Source organism: Aquimarina pacifica (assembly GCF_000520955.1).
Classification (GTDB): Bacteria; Bacteroidota; Bacteroidia; order Flavobacteriales; family Flavobacteriaceae; genus Aquimarina; species Aquimarina pacifica.
In genome coordinates this window covers 24,809-50,541 of the sequence record NZ_JACC01000030.1, presented here as the reverse complement: position 1 = coordinate 50,541, position 25,733 = coordinate 24,809, and the positions used below count along the sequence as shown (strand labels likewise).

Here is a 25,733-nt window from a genome sequence, read left to right as displayed (position 1 = left end):
ACACCAGTTTCAGAAATGAGCGCACAATTATCAGACAGAATTAATTCTCTCAAAGCATCAGCAACACTTGCCATGGCAGCCAAAGCTCGAGAATTAAGAGCAGAAGGAAAAGACATTATCGGCCTTAGTCTAGGAGAACCCGATTTTAATACTCCTGATTTCATTAAAGATGCCGCTATACAAGCTGTAAATGACAATTATAATTCTTATACTCCAGTAGATGGATATGTTGCATTGAAAGATGCTATCATTACAAAATTTAAACGAGACAATGGATTAACATACGACCATTCTCAAATTGTTGTATCAACTGGAGCAAAACAATCTCTTTACAATGTTGCTCAGGTATACCTAAACCCAGGCGATGAAGTAATTTTACCATGTCCTTATTGGGTTAGCTATAGCGATATCGTAAAACTTGCTGGAGCAGTTCCTGTAGAAGTAAAAACTTCTATCGATACTGATTTCAAAATGACAGCTGAACAACTTGAAAAAGCAATCACTCCGAAAACAAAAATGCTTTGGTATAGCTCTCCTTGTAACCCAAGTGGATCTATCTACAGCAAAGAAGAATTAAGAGCTTTAGCAGATGTACTACAGAAGCACCCCAATATCGTTGTAGTAAGTGATGAAATTTATGAACATATTAATTATGTAGGAAGTCATGCATCAATGGCTCAGTTTGACGATATGTATAATAGAACTGTAACTGTTAATGGAGTAGCAAAAGCTTTTGCCATGACAGGATGGAGAATTGGATATATCGGTGCACCAAAAACTATAGCGCGAGCATGTAACAAAATACAAGGTCAAGTTACTAGTGGAGCTAACTGTATTGCGCAACGAGCAGTAATTACAGCCTTAGAAGCACCTGTAAGCAATATTAAATACATGGTGGATGAATTTGAGCAACGCAGAAAACTTATTTTAAATTTGTTATCTGAGATCCCAGGATTTGAATGTAATGAGCCAGAAGGTGCATTTTATGTTTTCCCTAATATCTCATATTACTTTGGTAAAACACTACAAGGACAAACGATCGAAAATGCTACTGATTTCTCTATGTTCTTATTAGAAAAAGCAAATGTAGCAACTGTTACAGGAATCGCTTTTGGAAACGGTGATTGTATTAGAATTTCATACGCAGCAAGTCCAGAACAAATCACTGAAGCTGTCAATAGAATCAAAAAAGCTTTACAATAGTTTTTAGCTTAATTTTATACCCTAAACCGGTTATGTCTAGTATAGATGTAACCGGTTTATTGTTTAACCGTAATTGCACAAATTTTTAACTTCCCTTTAACTTTTTTTTACGAATATGCTGTTCCTTCCTTAACTCAAAAAGGCTGAACTTTGCATTATAATTGTAAAAAAATCAAAACCGCTCCATAATATACCCCATTAGGAAGTTATTAAATACTCACATAAAATCCCCCTTTTATGAATACTCTAGAAAAAGAACGTATTGTAACAAAAAACGTACTCAATCTTCTTAAAGAAAACTTTGACGTAGCACAAACAGATGCAGAAATTTTGGACTTTGAACCACAAAAGCAATCTGATTCTAACTATACAGGATATTATGAGTCTATTTTAGACATATTCTTCATCGAAGATGAACATCTTGACAGTATATCTGGCACCGTAAAAGACACTATAAAAAAGGTAACAGAATTATGGTCTTTATCCAAATATTCATCTGCAACTTGGGAGTGGCAAATACAATAGTGATGTAGCAACATCCACTTACACTTTTTATTAATGTTTGTGCTTGTTTACACGAAACATTTCTTAACCTATTATACTCTAAGAGTGTGATTGGTCTTTTATTGAGATTGATAAAGACATCTTGAATTTCACTTATTTACTAACTAATAAATAATGAACTTACGCAGTTCCTGTGATTAATTATTTCTCCAGAAAAACGGAGTTAGTAAAATAAGAACTGTAAAAAGTTCTAATCTTCCTATTAACATTAAAAAACAACACCACCATTTTCCGAAATCGGGAAGCATATCAAAATTATTAACAGGACTAAGTTTCCCTAATGCGGGCCCAATATTACCTAGAGAAGAGGCCGCTCCCCCGATAGCGGTTTCAAAATCTAAACCTAGCATTCCTAATACCACGGAGCCAATAATAAAAGAAAGCATATACAAAATAAAAAATGCTAGTATATTAAACACAATTTCTTTAGAAACTGCTTTTGTATTATACCTAACTGGCAGAACCGCCCTAGGATGAAGCGTACGTTTAAACTCTAAAATCCCATTACGAATAGTTATTAAATGCCTCACAACTTTTATTCCGCCTGATGTAGAACCCGCTGATCCTCCTAAAAAAAAGATACCAAAGAAAAAGACCGTTAGAAAAGGAGTCCACCTGGTAAAATCAGCACTTACAAAACCAGTTGTGGTAATCACAGCCAATACCTGAAACAGCGCATGTCTAAAAGCACTTTCTGCTTCTCCCCACACCATCGGATGATCAATAGAAGAAATAGAAACATCTGCTTTGTAATAAATCACAACTGCTGTAATTACCGTAAATACTATAACAAAAATTGAATACCATCTAAATTCTTGATCTCTAATTATTTTTTGCACCTTCCCCTTAAACGCAAAGTAGCTAAGAACAAAATTCATTCCTGCCAAAAACATAAAAAGTATAATGATATATTGAATAATCGGTGTATCATTCCAATATGCTACACTTGCATTTTTTGTAGAAAACCCACCTGTAGAAAGTGTACTTAAAGAATGATTAATTGCATCAAAAAAATTCATCCCTGCAAGTTTCAAGAGAATAGTTTCTGCTACAGTATAGCCAAAATAAATAAGCCATAATCTTTTTGCTGTATCTGTTATTCTAGGATGTAATTTATCTGCACTAGGACCTGGAGCTTCTGCAGTAAACAATTGCATCCCTCCTATACCCAACAATGGTAAGATCGCTATTGCTAATACTATTATACCCATTCCTCCGATCCAATGCGTTAAACTACGCCAAAACAAGATGCCTTTGGGGATAATCTCAATTTCATTAAGAATAGAAGACCCAGTGGTTGTATACCCCGACATGGTTTCAAAAAAGGCATTTGTAAATGTTGGTATAGCTCCAGAAAAAATATAAGGTAAGGTGCCACTCAATGACATAAAAATCCAACCAAAGGTCACAACAATATACCCTTCACGTTTATTAATTTCTTTTTGATGTTCTCTAGTCAAAAACATTAAAGCAACACCAACAAACATGGTCGACAAGGAAGACATCATAATTTCTACCGTCACGCCGTCTTTATACAAAAAACTGACAATTGCAGCCAACATCATGAACCCTCCATTACAGAGCAAAAGAAGCCCCATAATATGTGAAATTATTTTATAGTTTAATCTAGACATTCTTACAAGAAAAGCTTTTCTATTTTCTTAATAGATTTTGGCAAACAACACACAACCACCCTATCTCTTGCCTGGATATAAAAATCTCCTAGAGGAATCATCCCTTCTCCATTTCTGATTACCCCTGCGATAATAGCCGAACGAGGAAAATCAAGATCTTTTATTAGATTATCACTTACCTCTGATCTGGGCTTCACTATAAATTCAAGAAGTTCGGCATTCATATTATTTAATTTGGTCATCGCCACAACTTCTCCTTTTCTAATAAATCTAAAAATATTATTAGCCGCCAATAGTTTTTTATTGATAAGCGTATCGATTCCAATAGAATGTGATAGCTGAAAATAATCCATATTTTCTACTAAAGCAATTGTTTTTCTTACCCCCTTAGATTTTGCAACCAAGCACGACATGATATTTGTCTCAGAATTACCTGTAACGGCAATAAACGCATCCATCCGGTCGATACTTTCTTCTTGTAACAATTCTACATTACGACCATCTCCATTAATTATCAACGCACTCGGTAAATCGTCTGCAAGATCAAACGATTTTTCTTTGTCTTTTTCTATTAGTTTTACCCGAAATTTATGATCGCAAAGATCTCGTGAAGTCTTGTAACCTATTTTACTACCTCCGAGAATCATTACATTTTTGATCTCCTCTTTGACTTTTCCTGTTAACTTATAAAGTTCTTCGACCCCTCCCTTGGAAGTCACAAAATACACCTGATCTCCTTCTTTAAAAGTTGTATCTCCTCTGGGTATAAGCGTATATTGCGTTCCTGACCTTTGAATTGCAATAGGCATAAAATGCAGCTCAGGAAATATCTCTGCTGCTGCTCTTACTGTTTTACCAACAAACAAAGCCTCCTTAGAAAGCGTTGTTCCTACCATGGTAAGTGCTCCATCCTCAAACTCATAACTGTCATGAAAAGCAGATTGATTTAGTAGAAGCTCAATCTCACTAGCAGCCAATGCCTCAGGCGAAATCAATTCATCTATTCCAAATTTTGTAAACCCAACTTCTTCTTTATTTTCTATAAACTCAGCGTTCGAAATTCTCGCTATTGTTCGTTTAGCGCCTAATTGCTTTGCAAGCACGCAAGTCGTGATATTTGTAGTCTCACTTGAGGTAACACTAATTACCATATCGATATTTTCTACACCTGCATCTTTTAAGATAGCAATAGAGGTAGCATCTCCTTTAATAACCCTAATGTCTAAGTGAGTGTCTGCGTAATTAAGACATTCTTTGTCAGTATCTATAAGTGTTATGTCTTGAGACTCAAAAGAGAGTAGTTTTGCCAAATGAAAACCTACCTCACCGGCTCCGGCGATAATAATTTTCATTGGTTTTGTATATTGTTTCCCATCTAGTGATAAAATAAACCATAAGATCTATTACTTATTTTTTGAGGAAAATAAGCGTCTTACGTTATAAAAGCCTACAAAGGTACTACAAATTGATAAACTGATAAAATTTGATTCCCAATAACTTAATTAAAATCTATTCTTACTATCCGTATCAAAAATGTATATTTGCCTAAATTTTTTTGAATGTCGGAGAAAATAACACCCTACAAAGACAAAAATCGATCTAAAAAAGAACAGGTTACCGAAATGTTTGATACTATCTCGGAAAACTATGACGGACTCAACCGTGTAATTTCTTTTGGAATTGATATAAAATGGCGTAAAAAGGTAGTGTCCTTAGTAAAAAATACAAATCCTAAAAGAATTCTGGATGTAGCTACAGGCACTGGTGATCTTGCAATCAATCTATCAGAAACTGGGGCTTTAGAAATCATTGGCCTAGATATTTCTAAGGGCATGTTATCAATTGGTAGAAAAAAAATACTAGACAAAAAACTAGAAAATGTTATCACAATGGTTCAAGGGGATAGTGAAAAACTAACCTACGATGATCATTACTTTGATGCTGTAACCGTTGCTTTTGGAGTGCGTAATTTTGAGAATTTAGAAAAAGGTTTGTCTGAAATTTATAGAGTACTTAAACCAGGAGGCACTTTTATAGTACTCGAAACTTCGATCCCTACTAAAACCCCATATAAACAAGGGTACAAACTATATACAACTAGAATACTACCCTTAATAGGAAAATTGTTTTCTAAAGACAAATCTGCATACTCTTACTTAAGTGAAAGTGCTGCAGCTTTTTCTTATGGGGAGGCCTTCAACAATATTTTGAAAAAAATTGGGTTTATAGAAGTCAAAGATAACCCACAGACTTTTGGTGTTGCCACTATTTATGTAGCAACAAAATAATGAAAGCATAAGGTTTATGCGAAGACAGAGGATTTACCCGATTTACGAAGTTTTATTCGTTCTTCGGTAAAGAAAAATTTTAAAAATCGATGAAAAGACTATTTATCTTACTTGCAATTTTAGTATGTACTCAAGACATGAGTGCTCAACTATTTTCTAAAGAACGCGTACAAAACCTGCAAAATTTTGATAAACCTAGATTCAGTTATGGGTATATTTTAGGATTTAATTTTTATGATTTTAATTTTGATTATAATGTTCCCGAAGAAGGAGACCCTTTGACAGAAGTGATTCATGATGAATCTACAGGTTTTAGTGTAGGCCTCCTAGGCAATATGAGAATCAATGATTATTTTGACCTGAGATTCGAACCTATGGTTACTTTCTCTACAAGAAATTTATTGTTCAATAGCACTGACTTCGAAATTACAGACACATTTAGATCACAGCGAGAAGTAAAATCTACTTATGTCCACCTTCCTCTATTATTAAAAGTATCGACAAAAAGAATCAACAACATAAAACCTTTTATTGTCGGAGGTATATCAACTTCTCTTAACTTATCGAGTAACGAGGACAACCCTGATGATAATGCAGCAGGGCAATTTAGAATGAAAACCAACACTAATTATTATGAGATTGGTTTTGGTGTAGATTTATACTTATACTATTTTAAATTTACACCGTCAATTAGAGGTGTATTCGCTATGAGTGATGAACTTGTTAGAGACAACGATCCTTTAAGCCCTTGGACTTCAAATATTGACAAAATGTCTTCAAGAGGAATTTTTATCAATTTCACTTTTCAATAACAAGAACACGGCAATTAAGATCTCCTAAATTCACTTAATAATATTGCAGTAGCAGTGGCCACATTAAGGCTTTCTGTTTCTCTATTTTGTCCAAATTGAGGAATGGTCAACCTTTTATCAACCAAATCTTCAATGGTACGAGATATACCATTAGCTTCATTCCCCATTACCACAATACCTTTTTTAGGCAATTGTTTAGCATACACAGAATCTCCATCCATAAAAGTTCCAAAAACAGTTACAAGACCAGTGTTTTCTTCTAAATATTTTACAAGATCTACATACTGAATATTGACGCGCGTAATAGAACCCATTGTAGCCTGAATAACCTTAGTATTATAACAATCTACTGTTTGCAAAGAACAAACTAAATCTTTTACTCCGAACCAATCACACAAACGAATAATAGTACCTAAGTTACCAGGATCACGAACATCATCAAGCGCCAAAACCAATCCGTTATTCTCTATTTTTTTTATTTTAGGAATATAAAAAACACCCAGTGCTGTCTGTGGGGTAGTTAAGAAACTAATTTGCTTCAATTCCTCATCTGTTACTTTATATGTATTATTTCCCGAAGTTTCAAAAAAACGAACATCTACTGTAAAAAGAGAATGAAGCTCAATATTTGCATCAAGTAGCTCTTTTATCACTTTTTTTCCTTCTGCAACAAATAAACCGTGCTGTTTTCGGTATTTTTTTTGATATAAACTCTTTATTAGTTTTCTTTGGTTTTTGCTAACCATACAAATAGTGTATTTTTGAATCAATAATGAATATGAATTGAAAGTCCTATCCGCAAAAATATTATTAATTACCCTAACTACCGTCTTTTTATTTTCATGTGATGCAGTAAAAAGAGTTCAGGAAAGTGATTACTTATTAGAAAAAAATCAAATTTTTGTAGATAGCGTAAAAACTAAGGACGTTAATTTATACAATCAACTATACCAAAAACCCAATACACGGCTGCTTGGTATACCACTTAGACTTCACTTATATAATTTAGCAAGCCCAAATAAAGATTCTGCCTATCAAGATTGGCTAACAAAAAAACCGAAACGAGAAAAACGAATTACAAATTTACTTTCTAAAAAACAGGTAGATCGATTAGGAGTAGGATTATCCAGCATCAATGAATGGATCAAAAGCACCGGAGAAACTCCTTTTATAATTGATGAATCAAAGACAAAACGATCAATAAAAAGGCTAGAATCTTATTATTGGAATAATGGATGGTTTAATGTAGAGGCTGATTATAAAATTAATACAACCGAAAACAAAACAGCAACGATAGACTACTACATCAAGCCACACAAACCTTATTTTATAGATTCGCTTACAACAAAAATAGAAACAACGGTTGCTGATTCTATTTTCAAACTTCATACAGAAAAATCAAAAATTCTTGTTGGAAGTCAATACAAAACCAGTGATATCGAGGCAGAAAGAGAACGAATTACCTCATTATTTAGAAACTCTGGATTATATGATTTTGAAAAAGAATATATAAAATTCGATGCAGATACTATAAATACTGACCATGCTGTAAATCTTAATCTTCTTATCAAAAACAGATCAGTTACATATAATGATTCGACGACTAGAATTCCCTTCAAAAAATACAAGATAAGTGATGTGAATATTTATACTGATTATTCATATGCCAACAAAAGTAGAAAACCTCTAGATAGCACCAATTATAAAGGGTATAACATTTTTGCGTTTGACAAAATAAAATATACTCGAAAAGCGATTACGAATGCTATTTTAATTAATCCAAACGAAATTTATAGAGACAGGGATCGTACTCTTACCCAAAACCAGGTAAACAACCTACGAATGTTTAAATATCCTAATATTAGGTATGCTATTGACACAAAAGACCCAAAAGGAGAAAGCCTTATAGCCAACATACTATTAACTCCAAGAAAAAAATACAGTACAAATGTAGAGTTTGATATTTCTACATCTAGTATTCAGGCATTTGGAATAGGTTTCGGAGGATCTCTATTAATTCGAAATGTTTTTAAGGGAGCCGAAATTCTGGAAATTTCTGGACGAGGGAGTATCGGTTCTTCTAGTGACGCGGTTGACGGAGGAGAAAAATTTTTTAATATCTCAGAGATCGGGGCTGATGCCAAATTATCATTTCCAAAAATACTCTTCCCAATCAAGACCAACAGGATTATTCCAAAAAGCATGTCTCCAAAAACAAACCTTATACTAGGCCTCAACCTTCAACAAAATATTGGACTCGATAAGCAAAATGCAACAGGTATATTTAATTACCAATGGAAACCAAGCAGCACAAGAAACAATCAATTAGATATTATTAATGTACAATATGTTAGAAATCTAAACACCAGTAATTACTTTAACATTTACAACACCTCATTCAACAACCTTAATACTATTGCAAGGGAAGTTCTTGATGTTGACTCGCCATTCTTTTCTCAACCCGATACAGGAACTTTGACTATTGATGAAGCCACATTAAGTATACCAGGAGGAGCAAATGGTTTCATTGCACAATCTCTTAGCTCACAAAGAGAAACTGACCTAACAACGGATCAGCTAGAAGAAATATTAAATATTAATGAACGTAAAACCCGATTAACAGAAGACAATCTTATTTTTGCATCTAGCTATACATTCACAAAAAACAACCGCGAAAATCTTTATGACGAAGAATATTCTAGATTTAGACTCAAACTAGAATTAGCAGGTAATGTTTTAAGCACTATTTCGAATCTAGCTGGGTTAAAGAAAAATTCAAATGATCGATATGATATATTTGGAGTCGAATTTTCTCAATACGCTAAAATTGAATTAGATTACATAAAGCATTGGGACTTGCAACGAAATAACATACTTGCTTTTAGAATGTTTGGTGGTATCGCCCTTCCGTATGGCAATGCAAACAGTATTCCTTTTGCTCGAAGTTTCTTCGGAGGAGGACCGAATGACAATAGAGCCTGGACAGTGTATGATCTGGGACCAGGAAGTACCGGTGGTATCGACGAATTTAATGAAGCGAATATGAAAATAGCCGCAAATATCGAATATCGATACAACATCTTAGGATCCCTAAATGGAGCTTTGTTTATTGACACAGGAAACATCTGGAATGTACTTGACAATGCAGATGAAGAAGAAGCCGTTTTTTCTAAACTTGATGATATTCAAGAAATAGCAGTAGGAAGCGGACTTGGATTTCGATACGATTTTAATTTTTTCGTCATTAGACTCGATATTGGATTTAAAACATTTAATCCTGCCAATGATGAAGACCAAAGATGGTTTAAAGGATATAACCTTTCTAAAGCTGTTTATAATTTCGGAATTAACTATCCGTTTTAGACCAAAAAAGCAGCAAACAAATCATAATAATTCAAAAAATTAACTAGATAATTATACAAAATATATTCTTTTAGCATTTTAATTATTAACTATAACGATGTAATTAGAAATAATTACGTTTATACCCTTTATACGACATTGTAATCGTACCCATTTACGTATAATTTTACTACTTTTACTTCCATACAAATTAAAACTAAATTATGAGTCACAACATCAAACCAGGAGTTGCAACAGGAGACGAGGTGCAGGCTATTTTTAAGTATGCAAAAGAACATGCTTTTGCGTTACCAGCCGTTAATGTAATAGGTTCTAATACAATCAATGCCGTTTTAGAAACTGCAGCAGAATTAAACGCTCCTGTTATCATTCAATTTTCTAATGGAGGAGCTCATTTCAACGCAGGAAAAGGTCTTTCTAATACTGATCAAAAAGCATCTATACTTGGGGCTACTGCAGGTGCAAAACATGTACATCTAATGGCTGAAGCTTATGGTGTACCCGTTATTTTACACACAGATCACTGTGCAAAAAAATTACTCCCCTGGATTGATGGATTACTAGATCAAGGAGAAAAGTTCTATAAAGAAACAGGAAAACCTTTATACAGCTCCCACATGATTGATTTATCAGAAGAATCAATCGAGGAAAACATTGAAATCTGCAAGCAATATCTAGCTCGTATGAGTAAAATGGGTATGACATTAGAGATCGAATTAGGAATTACTGGTGGTGAAGAAGATGGGGTTGATAATAGTGATGTAGACGATTCTAAATTATATACGCAACCAGAAGAGGTAGCATACGCCTATGAAGAATTAATTAAAGTAAGTGATAAATTTACAGTTGCTGCAGCCTTTGGTAATGTGCATGGAGTATACAAACCAGGAAATGTAAAACTTACTCCTAAAATATTAAAAAATTCTCAAGAGTTTATTTCAGAAAAATACGGTGTCGAAGAAAATTACATTGACTTTGTATTTCATGGCGGAAGTGGTTCTACCCTAGAAGAAATAAGAGAGGCTATCGGGTATGGTGTTATTAAAATGAATATCGACACAGATCTACAATTTGCTTTTAATGTTGGGATACGTGACTATATGACTACTAATATAGACTACCTTAAAACGCAGATTGGAAACCCAGAAGGATCTGAAGAACCTAATAAAAAATATTATGATCCTAGAAAATGGTTAAGAGAAGGTGAAATCACATTTAAAGACCGCCTTAAAAAGGCTTTCGAAGATTTGAATAATGTTAATACCTTGTAAAAAGGTAAAATAAAAGTTGAAAATCACTATTTTTCGACTTTATTTTAAAGAGACTACTTAATGGCTTGGTTTAAAAGAACGCAGAAAGGTATACAGACTGCTACAGAAGACAAAAAAGATGTACCAAAAGGACTTTGGTATAAATCTCCGACAGGAAAAATTGTAGATGCAGAACAATTAGAAAAAAACTTCTATGTAAGTCCAGAAGATGGTTATCATGTTCGAATAGGCAGTAAAGAATATTTTGAGATTTTATTTGACGACAATAAATATAAAGAACTTGATAAAAATCTTTCGTCAAAAGACCCTCTTAAATTTGAGGACAAAAAGAAATATGTAGATCGTCTTAAAGATGCTCAGGAAAAAACTAAATTAAAAGATGCAGTCAAAACGGCGGTTGGAAAATCTAATGGTAATGATTTAGTTATTGCGTGTATGGATTTCGCATTTATCGGCGGATCAATGGGAAGTGTAGTTGGCGAAAAAATTGCCAGAGCAGCAGATTACTCGCTAAAAAACAAAATTCCGTTACTAATTATTTCTAAATCAGGAGGTGCTCGTATGATGGAAGCCGCATTATCGTTAATGCAATTAGCAAAAACCTCTGCAAGACTAGCACAATTGGCAGATGCAGGCATTCCTTACATTTCTTTATGCACGGACCCAACCACAGGAGGAACCACTGCATCATTTGCAATGCTAGGTGACATTAATATTGCAGAACCAGGAGCGCTGATAGGATTTGCAGGACCTAGAGTAGTACGAGATACAACAGGAAAAGAGTTGCCAGAAGGGTTTCAAACTGCAGAGTTCTTGAAAGAACATGGATTCCTTGATTTTATTACACCAAGACATGAACTAAAAAACAAGGTAAATCTATATCTGAATTTAATACTAAACAGACCTTTATCAAACAATTAAGAGAAAATATTTTCTGAATTGTAACTAGAGAGGCAATAATGTACTAGTAACACTTTGTTCATTTCAATTTATGAAATAAACCATTGTAATGTTTTAAAAATTAGTATATTTGCACGTTAATAGCAAAATGCTATTATATACATAAAAATCATTTAAATAATATTGGAATGTATTTAACGAAAGAAGTTAAAGAAGAAATTTTTGCAAAACACGGTAAAGGAAAGCATGATAGCGGTTCTGCAGAAGGTCAAATCGCATTATTTACGCACAGAATTACTCACCTTACTGAGCACTTGAAAAAAAATCGTAAAGATTTTAACACAGAGCGTTCATTAGTTAAATTGGTAGGTAAGCGTAGAGATTTATTAGATTACCTTATCAAAAAAGATATCTTGAGATATCGTGCAATTGTAAAAGAATTAGGATTAAGAAAATAATCAAAAAAAGAGAGGCATTTATGTCTCTCTTTTTTAATTACACAGAAGTCTACTCAGTAGATTTTTAATAAAAACATTTTGACCTTTTAATTAGGAAAAAATGAACGCCTTAGTTTTTCATTGGTCGCGCAACTACAACAACACAACCTTGTCCGTCCGAGTTAGACGGAAACCAATGTTTAATTAAACATATAGTACGTTTACGATATGTATTATATGTTAGAATCAGAAAAAATATGATTCCAAAAGTTTATAAAGAGGTCATAGACCTTGGTGATGGTAGAGAAATTTCTATCGAAACCGGAAAATTAGCAAAACAGGCACATGGCTCTGTAGTTGTTCAATCAGGAAAATGTATGCTACTCTGTACCGTTGTATCTAATTACAAACAGAGTGATGTAGATTTCTTACCACTTACCGTTGATTATCGCGAAAAATTCGCAGCAGCAGGTAGATACCCTGGTGGTTTTTTCAAAAGAGAAGCAAGACCTAGTGATGGTGAAGTATTAACCATGAGACTAGTAGACAGAGTATTAAGACCTTTATTCCCAAAAGATTATCACTCTGAAACTCAGGTCATGATACAATTAATGTCTCATGATGATGATGTAATGCCTGATGCAATGGCTGGACTAGCTGCATCTGCCGCAATACAATTATCTGATTTTCCTTTTGAATGTGCTATTTCTGAAGTAAGAGTTGGTAGAGTACATGGTGAATTTATCATTAACCCTACTAGAGCACAGTTACTAGAATCTGATATTGATATGATGATTGGTGCCTCTGCAGACTCAGTAATGATGGTAGAAGGTGAAATGGATGAAATTTCTGAAGAAGAAATGACTGAAGCTATAAAATTTGCCCATGAAGCGATTAAAGTACAATGTGCTGCTCAGGTAAAATTGGCTGAAGCTTTCGGAAAAAAAGAAGTTAGAGAATACGATCCTGAAAGAAATGACGAAGATTTAGAAAAGAAAATTCATGACCTAGCATATGATAAAGTATATGCTGTAGCAAAACAAGGTTCATCAAAAAAAGAAAGAGGATTAGCCTTTTCTGAAATAAAAGAAGAAATAATCAGCACCTTTTCTGAAGAAGAAATCGAAGATTTTGGTGGTTTAATTTCAAAATATTACAGTAAAGCTGAAAAAGCCGCCGTTCGCGATCTTACACTTAATGAAGGATTACGTTTAGACGGAAGAAAAACAACGGATATTCGTCCGATCTGGTGTGAAGTAGATTACTTACCTTCTACCCATGGATCTTCTATTTTTACCAGAGGAGAAACGCAAGCATTAGCAACCGTTACATTAGGAACTTCAAGAGAAGCTAATCAAATAGACATGCCTTCTTTTGAAGGTGAAGAGACATTTTATCTTCATTACAACTTTCCTCCTTTCTGTACTGGAGAAGCACGTCCTATAAGAGGAACGTCACGTAGAGAAGTTGGTCATGGTAATTTAGCACAACGAGCACTAAAAGGTATGATCCCAGAAGATTGTCCTTATACAGTACGTGTCGTTTCTGAAGTATTAGAATCAAACGGTTCTTCTTCTATGGCAACAGTTTGTTCTGGAACAATGGCATTAATGGATGCTGGTGTTCAAATGAAAAAACCAGTTTCGGGTATTGCAATGGGACTTATTTCTGATGCAGATTCTGGAAAATATGCTGTATTATCTGATATCTTAGGTGATGAAGATCACTTAGGTGATATGGATTTTAAAGTAACAGGAACCTCTGACGGAATTACTGCGTGTCAAATGGATATCAAAGTAAAAGGGTTAAGCTATGAGATTTTAGTCAATGCATTAAAACAAGCACGTGATGGACGTCTTCATATTTTAGAAAAACTTACTGATACTATTTCGGCTCCGAATGCAGATGTTAAATCACATGCTCCTAAAATGGTAACCAGAGTTATTCCTGGAGAATTTATTGGTGCCCTTATTGGTCCTGGTGGAAAAGTAATTCAGGAATTACAGAAGACAACAAGTACTACAATCGTAATTAATGAGGATCCTGTAACTGAAGAAGGAAATGTAGAAATTCTTGGAACAAGTCAAGAGGGTATTGATGCTGTATTAGCAAAAATAGATTCTTTACTATTCAAGCCACAAGTTGGCAGTGTATATGAGGTTAAAGTTATCAAAATGCTTGACTTTGGAGCTGTTGTAGAATATATGGAGGCTCCAGGAAACGAGGTGCTTCTTCATGTATCTGAATTAGCATGGGAACGTACTGAAAATGTGAGCGACGTTGTAAACATGGGAGATGTATTTGATGTAAAATACTTTGGTATTGACTCTAGAACTCGTAAAGAAAAAGTTTCAAGAAAAGCTCTGTTACCTAGACCTCCAAGACCAGAAGGTTCAGGAAAACCAAGAGAACGGGACGAAAGAAAACCTAGACCAAGTAAAAAGGAAAGTTAATTTCTTACAACCAAATAAAAATATGTATCTATGTTTATCTCGATAAAACATAGAAACGTACAATAAGCATCGATAAAACTTATTTTATCGATGCTTTTTTATCTATACTTCTTTTTTTATTTATTAAAAAAACGGGCAAAACAACCTATTTACAAGGCATTACAACCTAAAAAAAGAAATAACACAACCTTTTTGTAACATTTTTATAACATATAACGTATAATTAAATGAAGCCCTAAAGTATTCATTAATTAAATTTCAAGGAGACATAGAATGAGACAACTTAAAATTACGAAGCAGGTAACGAATCGTGAAACTGCATCGCTGGATAAGTATTTGCAAGAAATAGGAAAAGTAGACCTTATTACTGCAGATGAAGAAGTAGAATTAGCCCAAAGAATAAAAGCGGGTGATGAGAGAGCTCTTGAAAAATTAACAAAAGCAAATCTTCGATTTGTGGTATCTGTTGCAAAACAATATCAGAATCAAGGACTTACACTTCCTGATCTAATTAATGAAGGGAATTTAGGATTAATAAAAGCTGCAAAACGTTTTGATGAAACACGTGGATTTAAGTTTATTTCTTATGCCGTTTGGTGGATTCGTCAGTCAATACTACAGGCATTAGCAGAGCAATCGCGTATTGTTCGTCTTCCTTTGAATAAAATCGGATCGATTAATAAAATTAATAAAACATATGCTTTCTTAGAACAATCTCATGAGCGACCACCAAGTGCCGAAGAGATTGCTAAAGAATTAGATATGACTATTAATGACGTAAAAGAGTCAATGAAAAACTCTGGACGTCATGTAAGTATGGATGCTCCACTTGTAGAAGGAGAGGATTCGAACCTTTATGATGTATTAAATTCTGGTGAGTCTCCCAACCCAGATAAAACATTATTACACGAATCATTGCGTACTGAGATAGAACGTGCGTTAGAAACACTTACTCCTAGAGAAGCAGATGTTATTAGATTATATTTTGGTCTTGGTGACCAACACCCAATGACACTCGAAGAAATAGGAGAAACTTTTGACCTAACACGTGAACGTGTTAGACAAATTAAAGAGAAAGCAATAAGAAGATTAAAACATACTTCTAGAAGTAAAATACTAAAAACCTATTTGGGATAGAAAATCCTGAATTACAATTACAAACAGTTTTATAACATAACTGTTCGTTTTTTGATTGATGAATGACCACCGGCTGATTACCGGTGGTTTTTTTGTTTTGAATTAATATATTTTAAATAAAAAACCACCCAAATCAATCATATTTCTACCAAAATTACTCTAAAATTCGTACCTTAGAATATACCCCAAAACTTTTAGAGACCACTAGTACCATGAGACATATAATTAGTTACGTAAGTACAGCCAGTTCGAACCTAACAAATTCTAATATACAGGAGCTATTTAGTTTTGTAGAAAAATTTAATATCGAATCTAATATCACAGGGATATTAATGTATTCTGATGGAAATTTTTTTCAGATTTTAGAAGGTGATAAAGAAAAGGTTTTGCTGCTATTTGAAAAAATAAAAAAAGACCCTAGACATTATAATATTATCAAAATGTTAGATAAACAAATCGAGGTTCCGTCTTTCTCTACATATGGCTCATCGTTTATTACAATATTATCTAATAACCCGTACAACCAAGACTTAAATATGTTTTTACAAAAAGAGAAAGAAAAAAATGCCGAACACTATCAAAGTACCTCTTATATTGTTCAAAAATTTCTTCAAATTGCTTAACTACCTCTCATCTACAAGAATTAACAGCGTATTAGACTAAACCTTTAATAATAAATGCTATCGACTTATAATATGATATAATATAATGAGTAAATGAGTCAGTTTTCTAGAACTAAATAATATTTCTTTCTTTTTTGAAATAAAAACAACTTTTACGGTATTATAAAAGTATTCTAAATCCATAATTTTATTAGAATGGTATCAAAATTCGTATCTTCGATTATACCTCAGAACTGTTAGATACTATTAACATGAATCATATCATTAGCTACGTTAGCACTGCTAGTAAGAGTTTATCGAATTCTGATATAAAAGAGTTATTTAATTTTGTTGAAGAATTTAATAATAAAAATAGTATCACAGGGATATTAATGTATTCTAACGGAAATTTTTTTCAGATTTTAGAAGGTGATGAAGAAACTATTTTGGTCCTATTCGAAAAAATAAAAAAAGATTCGAGGCACTATGACATAATCAAAATGTTGGATAAAGAAATTGACACTTCTTCGTTCTTCAAATATAATTCTTCATTCACAACCAGATTAGGGGATCAACCTATACAAATACCCGAGAATCTTATAAAACAAAATGATCAAGCGGAGCATTATAAAAGCACCTATTACCTTCTTCAAAAATTTATGTCTCATCCTTAATATACTATTCAAAACTTAAATAGTATTTTTGCCACAAATAATATATTATATGGCTTCAAAACGTATTGCTCCTTCGGTATTAGCAGCAGATTTTGCTAATTTACAGAGAGATGTAGAAATGATTAATAACAGTGAGGCTGATTGGTTTCATATTGATATTATGGATGGAGTTTTTGTTCCGAATATTTCTTTCGGAATGCCCGTTTTACGGGACATTGTAAAGCATGCTACCAAAACAATTGATGTGCATCTTATGATTGTTGATCCGGATCGATACATAAAAACCTTCGCTGATCTTGGAAGCAATATTCTGACAGTACATTATGAGGCGTGTACACACTTGCACAGAACATTACAAGCTATAAAAGCTAACGGAATGAAAGCTGGTGTTGCCCTAAATCCACATACCAATGTCACAGTACTTGAAGATATTATCAATGATATTGACCTTGTATGTGTTATGAGTGTCAACCCTGGGTTTGGAGGTCAATCATTTATAGAAAACACTTACAAAAAAGTAAAACAACTTCGAGAAATAATCACAAGAAATAATGCACAAACAAGCATAGAAATTGATGGTGGAGTTACCAATAAAAATGCAAAAGAACTTATCGAAGCGGGTGCAGATGTTCTAGTAGCGGGTAGTTTCGTTTTCAAAAGCGAAAACCCAACACAAACGATTAAAGAACTTAAAGAGATTATAAAACTATAGACGTTTTAGGCATGGATACTCCTATTCCTTCTTTTGATACATGGACATCCATTTTTCTAATTGCAAGTTCCCTCGGGTTCTTTTTAAGTAGTATTCTGGTTACTCATAAGGCAGGAAGAGTTAATAATCTACCTATCGTTTTATTGATTCTAGGATTTTCTTTTATACTGCTACAATATGTCTTTTTTTGGACCAATTATAAAATAAAATACCCTTACGCTTATTTTTTTGACACTAGTTGGTATCTAGCTTTCGGGCCTCTTCTTTATAGTTATATCACCAAATTTTATAGTAAAAACTTTAAAATACGATGGTATCACTTTCTTACGCCAAGTATATCTTTTATAATAAACGCATACTATCTAATTGTTTCAGAAGGTTTTCGAAATTTTGAAAGTGTAGAAGAAGGGCTTTCTATCTATATGTATAAATCAATGCGCTCTCCGTGGCTGGCTATTCTCTCATTACTCATCTATTTAATAGTTACAAAGGACTATATACGTTATCATAAAAATAATGAACCAACAGAGTACGAAAGTATTCGAAAAAAATGGACCTCTTTACTTATTAATCTATTTTTAATTTTCACCATTGCGTATGCAAGTTACTATATATTAATACAATTTTCATTCTTTACAATTCATTGGGATTATGCCATTTCTTTTTCTATGACAATAGCGATCTATAGTATTGGATATATGGTATACAAAGAACCTTCTATTTTTAATGGGGAATTATTATCTCATCTATTTTTAAAGAAAGAAAGTGAAGCCACACTTACGGATACAACAAAAAGTGAATTTTATGCTCAATTACTATCCTATATACAAACCGAAAAACCTTATTTGAACAATGATCTTCGCTTGGTAGAATTAGCCGACAGTATGGGGTTTTCTAGTCATACACTATCAAAATTAATAAATGAAAAATCTAAAAAGAATTTTAATCAATTTATAAATGAATATCGTCTCGAAGAAGCAAGTAAACTACTTTTAGAAAACTCTAACACCAGTATTAAAACCATTTATTTTGATGTTGGATTTAATAACAAAGCTACATTTAATTCTGCTTTCAGAAATAAATATAACTGTACACCCTCAGAATATAAAAGGAAAAACAAAACCATCAAAAACCTCTAAAAAGGTAAAGAATTATAATTATTGACCCTATAGCCTTCTGTTTTTTGGAAATTTAGAGATATAACTCTTTAAAAACTGGGCGTATGAGAACTTTACTTTTATTCTTTTTTAACTTTTTGACCATAGCTTCTTTTTCACAACAATTTACATTGATAAAAGATAGTATTAACCCTATTGTTTCTGATCCATCGATAGGGGGTAATTACTTTGGAACCTCATGGACTGACATAAATAATGACAGCAAACTTGATTTATTTTACGGAGGTACTATTTATGAAAATTTAGGAGATGGAAATTTCAGAATAGCCGATGGTGCATCTTCAATTCCTACTGCTACTGCATTAGTTGGATGTAGCTGGGCAGATTATGAAAACGATGGAGATCTTGACCTATTATACTCAAGATTTTCCGCTCCCTCTACCCTAGAAACAAGAATATATAGCAATGATGGTACAGGAACATTTACAGAAGTTAATACAATTCTAAACGGTATTAATTCGGCAACCTGGAGTACACAATGGTGTGATTTTAATAACGATAGTTATGTAGATGTCATTCTCACTTTTGCTGATGGTTTCTTAGGGGGCTCAAGTTTTCCTAATAGACTATTTAGGGGTAATGCCGATGGTACATTTTCAGAGGTAACAGAACCTTATGAATTTCTTACTACTAAAGCAGCATATACCGTATCTAATTGGATTGATTATGATGAGGACGGGGACACAGACTTGTTTATTGCTAGCGGCCCTGCTGCTGGACCTACAGGGATCAAATCTGATTTTCTATTCAAAAACTTACAGGTAGAAACAGGGCAAGAAGGATTTCAAAAGTTAACCACTGCTGATCTTTCATTTGCAGAAGAATTACAAGATGGACAATGTTATAATGCTATTGACTATGATAATGACGGAGACTTAGATATCTGTCTTACTAACTATTCTGGTACCGAAAATAAGTTCTACATCAACAAATCGGGAACCTACATCCCAACAGAAACTCCCTTTACCGATACAAATGATCAAAACTTATCAAATGTTTGGGGTGATTTTGATAATGATGGGGATTTGGATGTGTTAATAACGGCGTCAAGTACAACTGGTAGCGGATACTTTGTCAATAATGGAGATGGTACATTTACAGAAAGTGGTGACAACCTTATTAATTCTGCAACCTTAGGGAGCTCTACGGGCGCAACAATTGGAGATTATGATAATGATGGAGATTTAGATTTTTTTGTAGTAGGAAGAGGTATAAAAGGATTATTCAGGAATGATTTGGATACGAGAAATAATTTTGTAAATATCACCCTTATTGGTAATGACTCTAATAAAGCATCACTAGGGGCTCGAATAGAACTACACACAAGAATAAAAGGGAAACTAATTAAGCAAAAAAGAGAAATCTCTGCCTCGAATTCATTTATGGGGCATAATAGCTTAAGAGCACATTTTGGATTAGGAAAACAAAAAAAGATTGACAAACTTATAATTTATTGGCCTTCGGGAAACGTAAACACGTATAAAAACTTAAAGGGGAATAAATTCTATACACTAAAAGAACGAAAAAAAAAGAAAGGTATTTCTACCAATAAAAAAGTAAAAATTATTACCTACCCCAACCCTGCCCAAAATCAGGTAAAAATAGCTGTTGTGCCCCCTATGATGTCAACGCCTATTTTTGTAACTTTATTAAATAGTACTGGTCAGAAAGCACTCAAAAAAAGTTTTGATGAGAACCAAGAAATGATAATTGATGTATCTAAATTGCGTAAGGGAAACTATTTCATCAAAATAAGCACTAAAGAAGAAACAGTTACCAAAAGGTTAATTCTTAACTAATATTCTTTTATATTCTAAAACCAGAAAAGCAAGTTCTTATATAAGAACTTGCTTTTTTTAATTTTATGGTATTTATTTTTGATGGTACTACTCTCTCGAAAGTATACTTAATATATACCAGAATAATAACATTAATGAAGCAAATAAACCAAGAGATGCTCCTACATATTGGTCTTCTGCATATTTATGAACCATATTAGAGGTTTGATATAAAATTGATCCGGATGCTAATACAACCATACCAACACTAAACCAAAGTCCTAAATTAAAACCAAATAACATTCCTGCAACAATAAGGCCTATTGCGATAAAAAAACCAATCGCTAGTATGGACTTTAGAAAAGAAAAATCCTTTTTGGTTATTAATACAATAGCTGACAATCCTGTAAACAATGATAATGTCAATATTGCTGCTTGATTTAAAATATTGGCTCCTCCACTTTCTGCAATCATCATAGCCATTCCTATTAATGGAATAAAAATAAATGCTTCTGCAACGACATATAAAAGTAACCCCAGATATTGTTTATTAAGATCATGTGTTTTATGTGCCATTTTTTCAGCATAAGAAGTAGCCAACATAAAACCTCCTAACATTACTAACCATCGCCAACCTTGTGTCATAGAGAATGCAAAATTTACTATCGGTTCTATCTGAAAAAACACCCATTCTACAATTACGAACAGTAATACAGCCATAGCAAGATGGGTATATGTTTTTTTATAAAATGCAACCCGTTTGTCATCAGTAAGTGAACTAACAGGCAATACTTGCTGAAATTCTTCCATATTCATATGTAATTAAAAAATTTATTATGGTGATAAAGATACTGGTTTCTTAGGAATGGTGTCCTCAATTTATTATTCAAAATATCTAAAATTAAGCATCCGGGCTACATATTCATAGATTTCAGGGAAACTTTGTTTTAACTTCTCGGGTGACTCTATAAAGACTTCTACCAGCACTGCTATAAATTCGAATTTGTCTGTATAAGCATAATCCCTCAAAATTTTTGAGTCTACAATTTCTTTTCTTATTTCTGACTCTCCCAAGTATTTTTCTAACATCAAAAATGTATCATAAAAAATCTCAGAACTAATATTATTATTCTTTATAGAATTGTAGTGAATAGCATGAGTCATCTCATGAATCCCTAAGCTTTTTCCTTTATCTTGATGTAAGTTTCCTTTTTGAAAATCTTTCCATGACAAAACTAATGCTCTTGATCTAGGGTTAAATTCTCCGATATTTTCGGTTTGATTTAGAATAGAAAAGAAGGATGATGGATATAGAATAATAGTTCGTAAATAATCTAATTGATAATGGCGCATACCAAAGGTTAGCGTAATGATCATCATAGTCACTTGCATACGCATAAAATCATTAATCACTAATCCATCCCTTTCGACAAACTGCGTGCTTTCTAAAAACATAGCTATCCTATGTCTAAAATAACGTTTACGTTTGCTATCTAATCGGTTATAAAAATCATTATCGTTTAAAAGTTCCTGCAAATGAGATGGCAACTTTTTACATTTCCAATACCAATGAATAAAATATGGTTTTCCTTTATATTTTACGTACACAGACTCTAGGTATCTCAACACGTAATATATACATATCGAAACAATAACCACAGTAAGAACAACTCCCAGTATTGTTTGAAACATGGTGTTAATGGGCTCTTTCTGAGAGAAGACTAAAGGGGTATAATAAGGATTCAAAGAATGTAAAGACTATATAAATTTATTAAAAATAATGTTTTAACCTGAATTATACATTAGTTTTAGATACACAAGCTTATATTTTAGATAGAAATAGAAATAAAACATGTATCCTATTAAGAATGAGAATTAAATCTTATCTAGAACATTAAGGAAATTATCTTTTCGTCTACGAGAAACATCAACATGATGATCTTCTGAAAGAATTACGTACCCTCCTTCGCCTTTGATATATTTTCGTATGTGCTTAAGATTGATTAAGTAAGAGTTATGCACTCTAAAAAAACCTGAACTCTCTAATACACCTTGGAAATCCTTTAAGCTTTTTGAAGTTATTTGCTTTTTATTATTGATCATATAAAGATTAGTGTAACTACCATCTGCCTGAAGATAAATAATTGAATCTGTGTTAATAAAATCCATCCCCTCTTGTGTTGATATGGCTAATTTTTCTACTTTTCCGGTAGTATATTTAATATTATTTAAAACAGATTCGTAACCAAAATTTCTCTGACCTAGTTCAATCTTTTTCTTGGTTTTGTCAACTGCCCGAATCAATTCTTCTATATCTATTGGTTTCAACAAATAGTCTAAGGCACTAAATTTTATGGCCTTGATGGCATAATGATCATAAGAGGTAACAAAAATAACTTCAAAATAAAAACCTTGAATTTTTTTTAACAAATCAAAACCAGACATACCAGGCATTTGTACATCAAGAAATACCAAATCGGGGCATTCGTTTTGAATCACTGTAACTCCTTTTCTAGGACAGTCTATAACATCAACTATATCTACTTCTGGACAATATTTTTCTAAAGCATTTTTTAGTGCTTCACGGCTTTGTAATTCATCATCTATTATGAGGGTTCTAATCATATGTTTAAGAAATTGGGATGCTAATTTCTACTCGAGTTCCTGCTGATTGACCTAACACATCTTTTAAATCTGTGATATGAACAAATTGCTTCTGAAACTCTTTATTGCATAAATTAAGACGTTCTTCTGTTATTTTAACCCCTAAAGATTTCTTTTTCCAAAGAGAGTTACGTTGTTCTTGTTTATCTTTTCTACCTACACCATTATCTTCTATAAAACATACCAATTGATCTTGTAGTTGGTCAATCGAAATAGTTACCAAGCCATCTTCCTTTTTAGGTATCAATCCATGCCAAATTGCATTCTCTACAAATGGTTGTAATATCATTGCCGGTAAATAGGTGTTTTCTTGATCAATATCTTTTTGAACATCCATTTTATATTGAATCTTTCCGCTAAAACGAAGTATTTCTAATTGCATATATTCCTCTAACATAATCAATTCCTCTTTTAGTGGTATCTCTGGTTCTTCTGTGTTTTCAAGAACCCGCCTTACTAATTCCCCCAGTTTTGTTAAATATTTAGAAGCATTTTTTGCATCACCTTCTAGAATCATTTGATTGATAGAATTCATGCAATTGAACATAAAGTGTGGATTAATCTGTGCTTGCAGTGCTTTTATTTTAAGTTCTGACAATTGCCTTCTAAATTTGATTTCTTTAATTTCATTATTCTTTAAAGCAACTATTTTTTGTGTTCTCAACCTCTGATTTAGGACATATATAGATAAGCCTGTAACTATCAATAATAACACAAGTGCCAAAATTGAATATCTTTTTATACTAGCCTGACGTCTAGCTTCTTGCTCCTGTATTTCTTTTTCTTTGGCTAAAATTGTAATCTGCTTATCCTTCTCTGAAGCTTCATATTTCGCTTGCAGTTCATTGATTTGTTTAATCTTTTTTTCACTAAAAATACTATCTTTAATCGCACGATACCGTTGACCATAATCGTATGCCCTACGATACTGTTTTGTTTCTAGATATAAAGTTTCTAAATATTCATACCCATTTTTTATTAGCTGTTTCGCATTGATCTCTGTAGCAATATTGAGCCCCTTTATCAAGTTATTTTCTGCTTCTTTATAGTTTTTAAGTTTTATATATGTATTTCCTATTTCTAGTAAACTATTAGAAAATGAGTTTCTTTGGCTAGAATCCTCCTGTATTTGTAACGCTTTTAACTGAAAAACCAATGCCTTATCATGTAAATTCATCAAATTATAGGCCCGCCCAATAGCAGTCAAATTGCCCGTAATTGCATACGTATTCTCTGCCAAATTCGCAAGATCAAGACTCTTTTGATACCAATTAAGAGCTATATCAAATTGTTGTAATCCTGTATATCCATTACCTATATTATGAAAAATATAGGTTAAGTCTCTACCTAGATTATATTTCTTATTGACCGCAATTGCTTTTGTATAACTCTCGATAGCTTTTTCATATTTTTCCATTCTTTTATAGACGATACCAATAGAATTCATAGTAGCGACATACCCGTGCCAATCCTTATGTTCTTCCTGAATTTGCAGACAATACTCCATGGGGGCAAGGCTTTTATCATAATCTCCCATTAATTGATATACCGCTCCTATCTGAAACCAACCTTGTGTTTCTTTTATTGGATGGTTATTTTTTTTACAATATGTGACATATGTTTGCAAGCATTCTAACGCCTTTGGATAGTTACCCTCATATCGATTAACCATACCATAGCAATGATATGCTTCTATAATTCCTTTTTCATATTGTAATTTCTTTGAAAGCCAAAACGTACTATCTGCATATGCACGAGTAACTTCTAATTCAGTCCGAAGCCCTCCGTAGTTCCAACATAGATGTTTATACAACTGCACCTTTAGTGTATCTTCTTTGGCGAGAGGAATCAATGTCAATAAACTATCTATTCTTTTTTGATATTGAGCATTTATGGATACGTTTACAAAAAGTAGAATAACCAAAGTAATACTCTTGTAACAAGGTGATTTCATCTTTTAGTGATTTAAAAAAAACATAGAAATTCCTTCTATAATATATCCAACAATTTAATGAATTTATCCTAAAAACCCACAGGGGTAATACCCCCTAAATAATTCATTT

General features: G+C 33.0%; 22 protein-coding genes. 15 read left to right on the top strand and 7 right to left on the bottom strand.

Going from position 1 to position 25,733, the window contains the following annotated elements; all coding sequences use genetic code 11:
- Nucleotides 1-15 precede the first annotated feature (15 nt).
- A complete protein-coding gene (locus DZ60_RS0115220; protein WP_025742902.1) occupies nt 16-1,203 on the top strand; it encodes a pyridoxal phosphate-dependent aminotransferase in 1,188 nt (395 codons plus the stop codon).
- 237 nt (nt 1,204-1,440) lie between these two features.
- A complete protein-coding gene (locus DZ60_RS0115215; protein WP_025742901.1) occupies nt 1,441-1,728 on the top strand; it encodes a hypothetical protein in 288 nt (95 codons plus the stop codon).
- 176 nt (nt 1,729-1,904) lie between these two features.
- Here DZ60_RS0115215 and DZ60_RS0115210 read toward each other — a convergent pair whose 3' ends face one another.
- Together DZ60_RS0115210 and trkA are read right to left on the bottom strand one after the other, a co-directional pair.
- On the bottom strand, nt 1,905-3,401 hold the full coding sequence (locus DZ60_RS0115210; RefSeq protein WP_025742900.1) for a TrkH family potassium uptake protein: 1,497 nt from the start codon (nt 3,399-3,401) through the stop codon (nt 1,905-1,907).
- Between the two features lie 2 nt (nt 3,402-3,403).
- On the bottom strand, nt 3,404-4,753 hold the full coding sequence (gene trkA / locus DZ60_RS0115205) for a Trk system potassium transporter TrkA (protein ID WP_025742899.1): 1,350 nt from the start codon (nt 4,751-4,753) through the stop codon (nt 3,404-3,406).
- 207 nt (nt 4,754-4,960) lie between these two features.
- On the opposite strand from trkA, the gene ubiE reads away from it, so the two are divergent.
- Both ubiE and porT read left to right on the top strand, forming a co-directional pair.
- Complete coding sequence (gene ubiE / locus DZ60_RS0115200) at nt 4,961-5,689, top strand: bifunctional demethylmenaquinone methyltransferase/2-methoxy-6-polyprenyl-1,4-benzoquinol methylase UbiE (protein WP_025742898.1); 729 nt, start codon at nt 4,961-4,963, stop codon at nt 5,687-5,689.
- An 89-nt stretch (nt 5,690-5,778) separates the two neighbouring features.
- Nucleotides 5,779-6,501: a type IX secretion/gliding motility protein PorT/SprT gene (porT, locus tag DZ60_RS0115195; protein WP_025742897.1), complete on the top strand. Its 723-nt coding sequence runs from the start codon at nt 5,779-5,781 to the stop codon at nt 6,499-6,501.
- Nucleotides 6,502-6,515: 14 nt separating this feature from the next.
- Here the strand turns inward: porT and DZ60_RS0115190 are convergent, their stop codons facing one another.
- Nucleotides 6,516-7,247 (bottom strand): TrmH family RNA methyltransferase, encoded by a 732-nt coding sequence (locus DZ60_RS0115190; RefSeq protein WP_025742896.1) that lies wholly within the window; start codon nt 7,245-7,247, stop codon nt 6,516-6,518.
- A 37-nt stretch (nt 7,248-7,284) separates the two neighbouring features.
- Between DZ60_RS0115190 and tamL the strand changes: the two genes are divergently transcribed.
- From tamL to DZ60_RS0115135, 11 genes are all read left to right on the top strand, one after another.
- Entirely contained in the window at nt 7,285-9,864 is a 2,580-nt protein-coding gene (gene tamL / locus DZ60_RS0115185) for a translocation and assembly module lipoprotein TamL (protein WP_025742895.1), read from the top strand.
- A gap of 203 nt (nt 9,865-10,067) precedes the next feature.
- Nucleotides 10,068-11,135 (top strand): class II fructose-bisphosphate aldolase, encoded by a 1,068-nt coding sequence (fbaA, locus tag DZ60_RS0115180; RefSeq protein ID WP_025742894.1) that lies wholly within the window; start codon nt 10,068-10,070, stop codon nt 11,133-11,135.
- A gap of 60 nt (nt 11,136-11,195) precedes the next feature.
- Nucleotides 11,196-12,056, top strand: a complete 861-nt coding sequence (gene accD / locus DZ60_RS0115175) for an acetyl-CoA carboxylase, carboxyltransferase subunit beta (RefSeq protein ID WP_025742893.1) — start codon at nt 11,196-11,198, stop codon at nt 12,054-12,056.
- Nucleotides 12,057-12,223: 167 nt separating this feature from the next.
- Entirely contained in the window at nt 12,224-12,493 is a 270-nt protein-coding gene (rpsO, locus tag DZ60_RS0115170) for a 30S ribosomal protein S15 (protein ID WP_025742892.1), read from the top strand.
- Between the two features lie 236 nt (nt 12,494-12,729).
- Complete coding sequence (locus DZ60_RS0115165) at nt 12,730-14,925, top strand: polyribonucleotide nucleotidyltransferase (protein ID WP_025742891.1); 2,196 nt, start codon at nt 12,730-12,732, stop codon at nt 14,923-14,925.
- Between the two features lie 273 nt (nt 14,926-15,198).
- Nucleotides 15,199-16,062 carry a sigma-70 family RNA polymerase sigma factor gene (locus tag DZ60_RS0115160; RefSeq protein WP_025742890.1) on the top strand — a complete coding sequence of 288 codons (864 nt, stop codon included), beginning with the start codon at nt 15,199-15,201 and terminating at the stop codon, nt 16,060-16,062.
- 212 nt (nt 16,063-16,274) lie between these two features.
- Complete coding sequence (locus tag DZ60_RS0115155) at nt 16,275-16,685, top strand: BLUF domain-containing protein (RefSeq protein ID WP_025742889.1); 411 nt, start codon at nt 16,275-16,277, stop codon at nt 16,683-16,685.
- A gap of 251 nt (nt 16,686-16,936) precedes the next feature.
- A complete protein-coding gene (locus tag DZ60_RS23185; RefSeq protein WP_025742888.1) occupies nt 16,937-17,338 on the top strand; it encodes a BLUF domain-containing protein in 402 nt (133 codons plus the stop codon).
- Nucleotides 17,339-17,387: 49 nt separating this feature from the next.
- Complete coding sequence (gene rpe, locus DZ60_RS0115145; protein WP_025742887.1) at nt 17,388-18,050, top strand: ribulose-phosphate 3-epimerase; 663 nt, start codon at nt 17,388-17,390, stop codon at nt 18,048-18,050.
- Between the two features lie 11 nt (nt 18,051-18,061).
- The gene (locus DZ60_RS0115140; protein WP_025742886.1) at nt 18,062-19,189 is read left to right on the top strand and encodes an AraC family transcriptional regulator; all 1,128 of its coding nucleotides are present in this window, start codon (nt 18,062-18,064) and stop codon (nt 19,187-19,189) included.
- A gap of 83 nt (nt 19,190-19,272) precedes the next feature.
- Entirely contained in the window at nt 19,273-21,027 is a 1,755-nt protein-coding gene (locus DZ60_RS0115135) for an FG-GAP-like repeat-containing protein (protein ID WP_025742885.1), read from the top strand.
- Between the two features lie 87 nt (nt 21,028-21,114).
- On the opposite strand, the gene DZ60_RS0115130 is transcribed toward DZ60_RS0115135, so the two are convergent.
- From DZ60_RS0115130 to DZ60_RS0115115, 4 genes are all read right to left on the bottom strand, one after another.
- The gene (locus DZ60_RS0115130) at nt 21,115-21,816 is read right to left on the bottom strand and encodes a Bax inhibitor-1/YccA family protein (RefSeq protein ID WP_025742884.1); all 702 of its coding nucleotides are present in this window, start codon (nt 21,814-21,816) and stop codon (nt 21,115-21,117) included.
- Nucleotides 21,817-21,888: 72 nt separating this feature from the next.
- Nucleotides 21,889-22,698, bottom strand: a complete 810-nt coding sequence (locus tag DZ60_RS0115125) for a zinc-dependent peptidase (protein ID WP_025742883.1) — start codon at nt 22,696-22,698, stop codon at nt 21,889-21,891.
- 183 nt (nt 22,699-22,881) lie between these two features.
- Nucleotides 22,882-23,631 (bottom strand): LytR/AlgR family response regulator transcription factor, encoded by a 750-nt coding sequence (locus DZ60_RS0115120; protein WP_025742882.1) that lies wholly within the window; start codon nt 23,629-23,631, stop codon nt 22,882-22,884.
- 4 nt (nt 23,632-23,635) lie between these two features.
- Entirely contained in the window at nt 23,636-25,624 is a 1,989-nt protein-coding gene (locus tag DZ60_RS0115115) for a tetratricopeptide repeat-containing sensor histidine kinase (RefSeq protein ID WP_025742881.1), read from the bottom strand.
- Between the last annotated feature and the right edge of the window lie 109 nt (nt 25,625-25,733).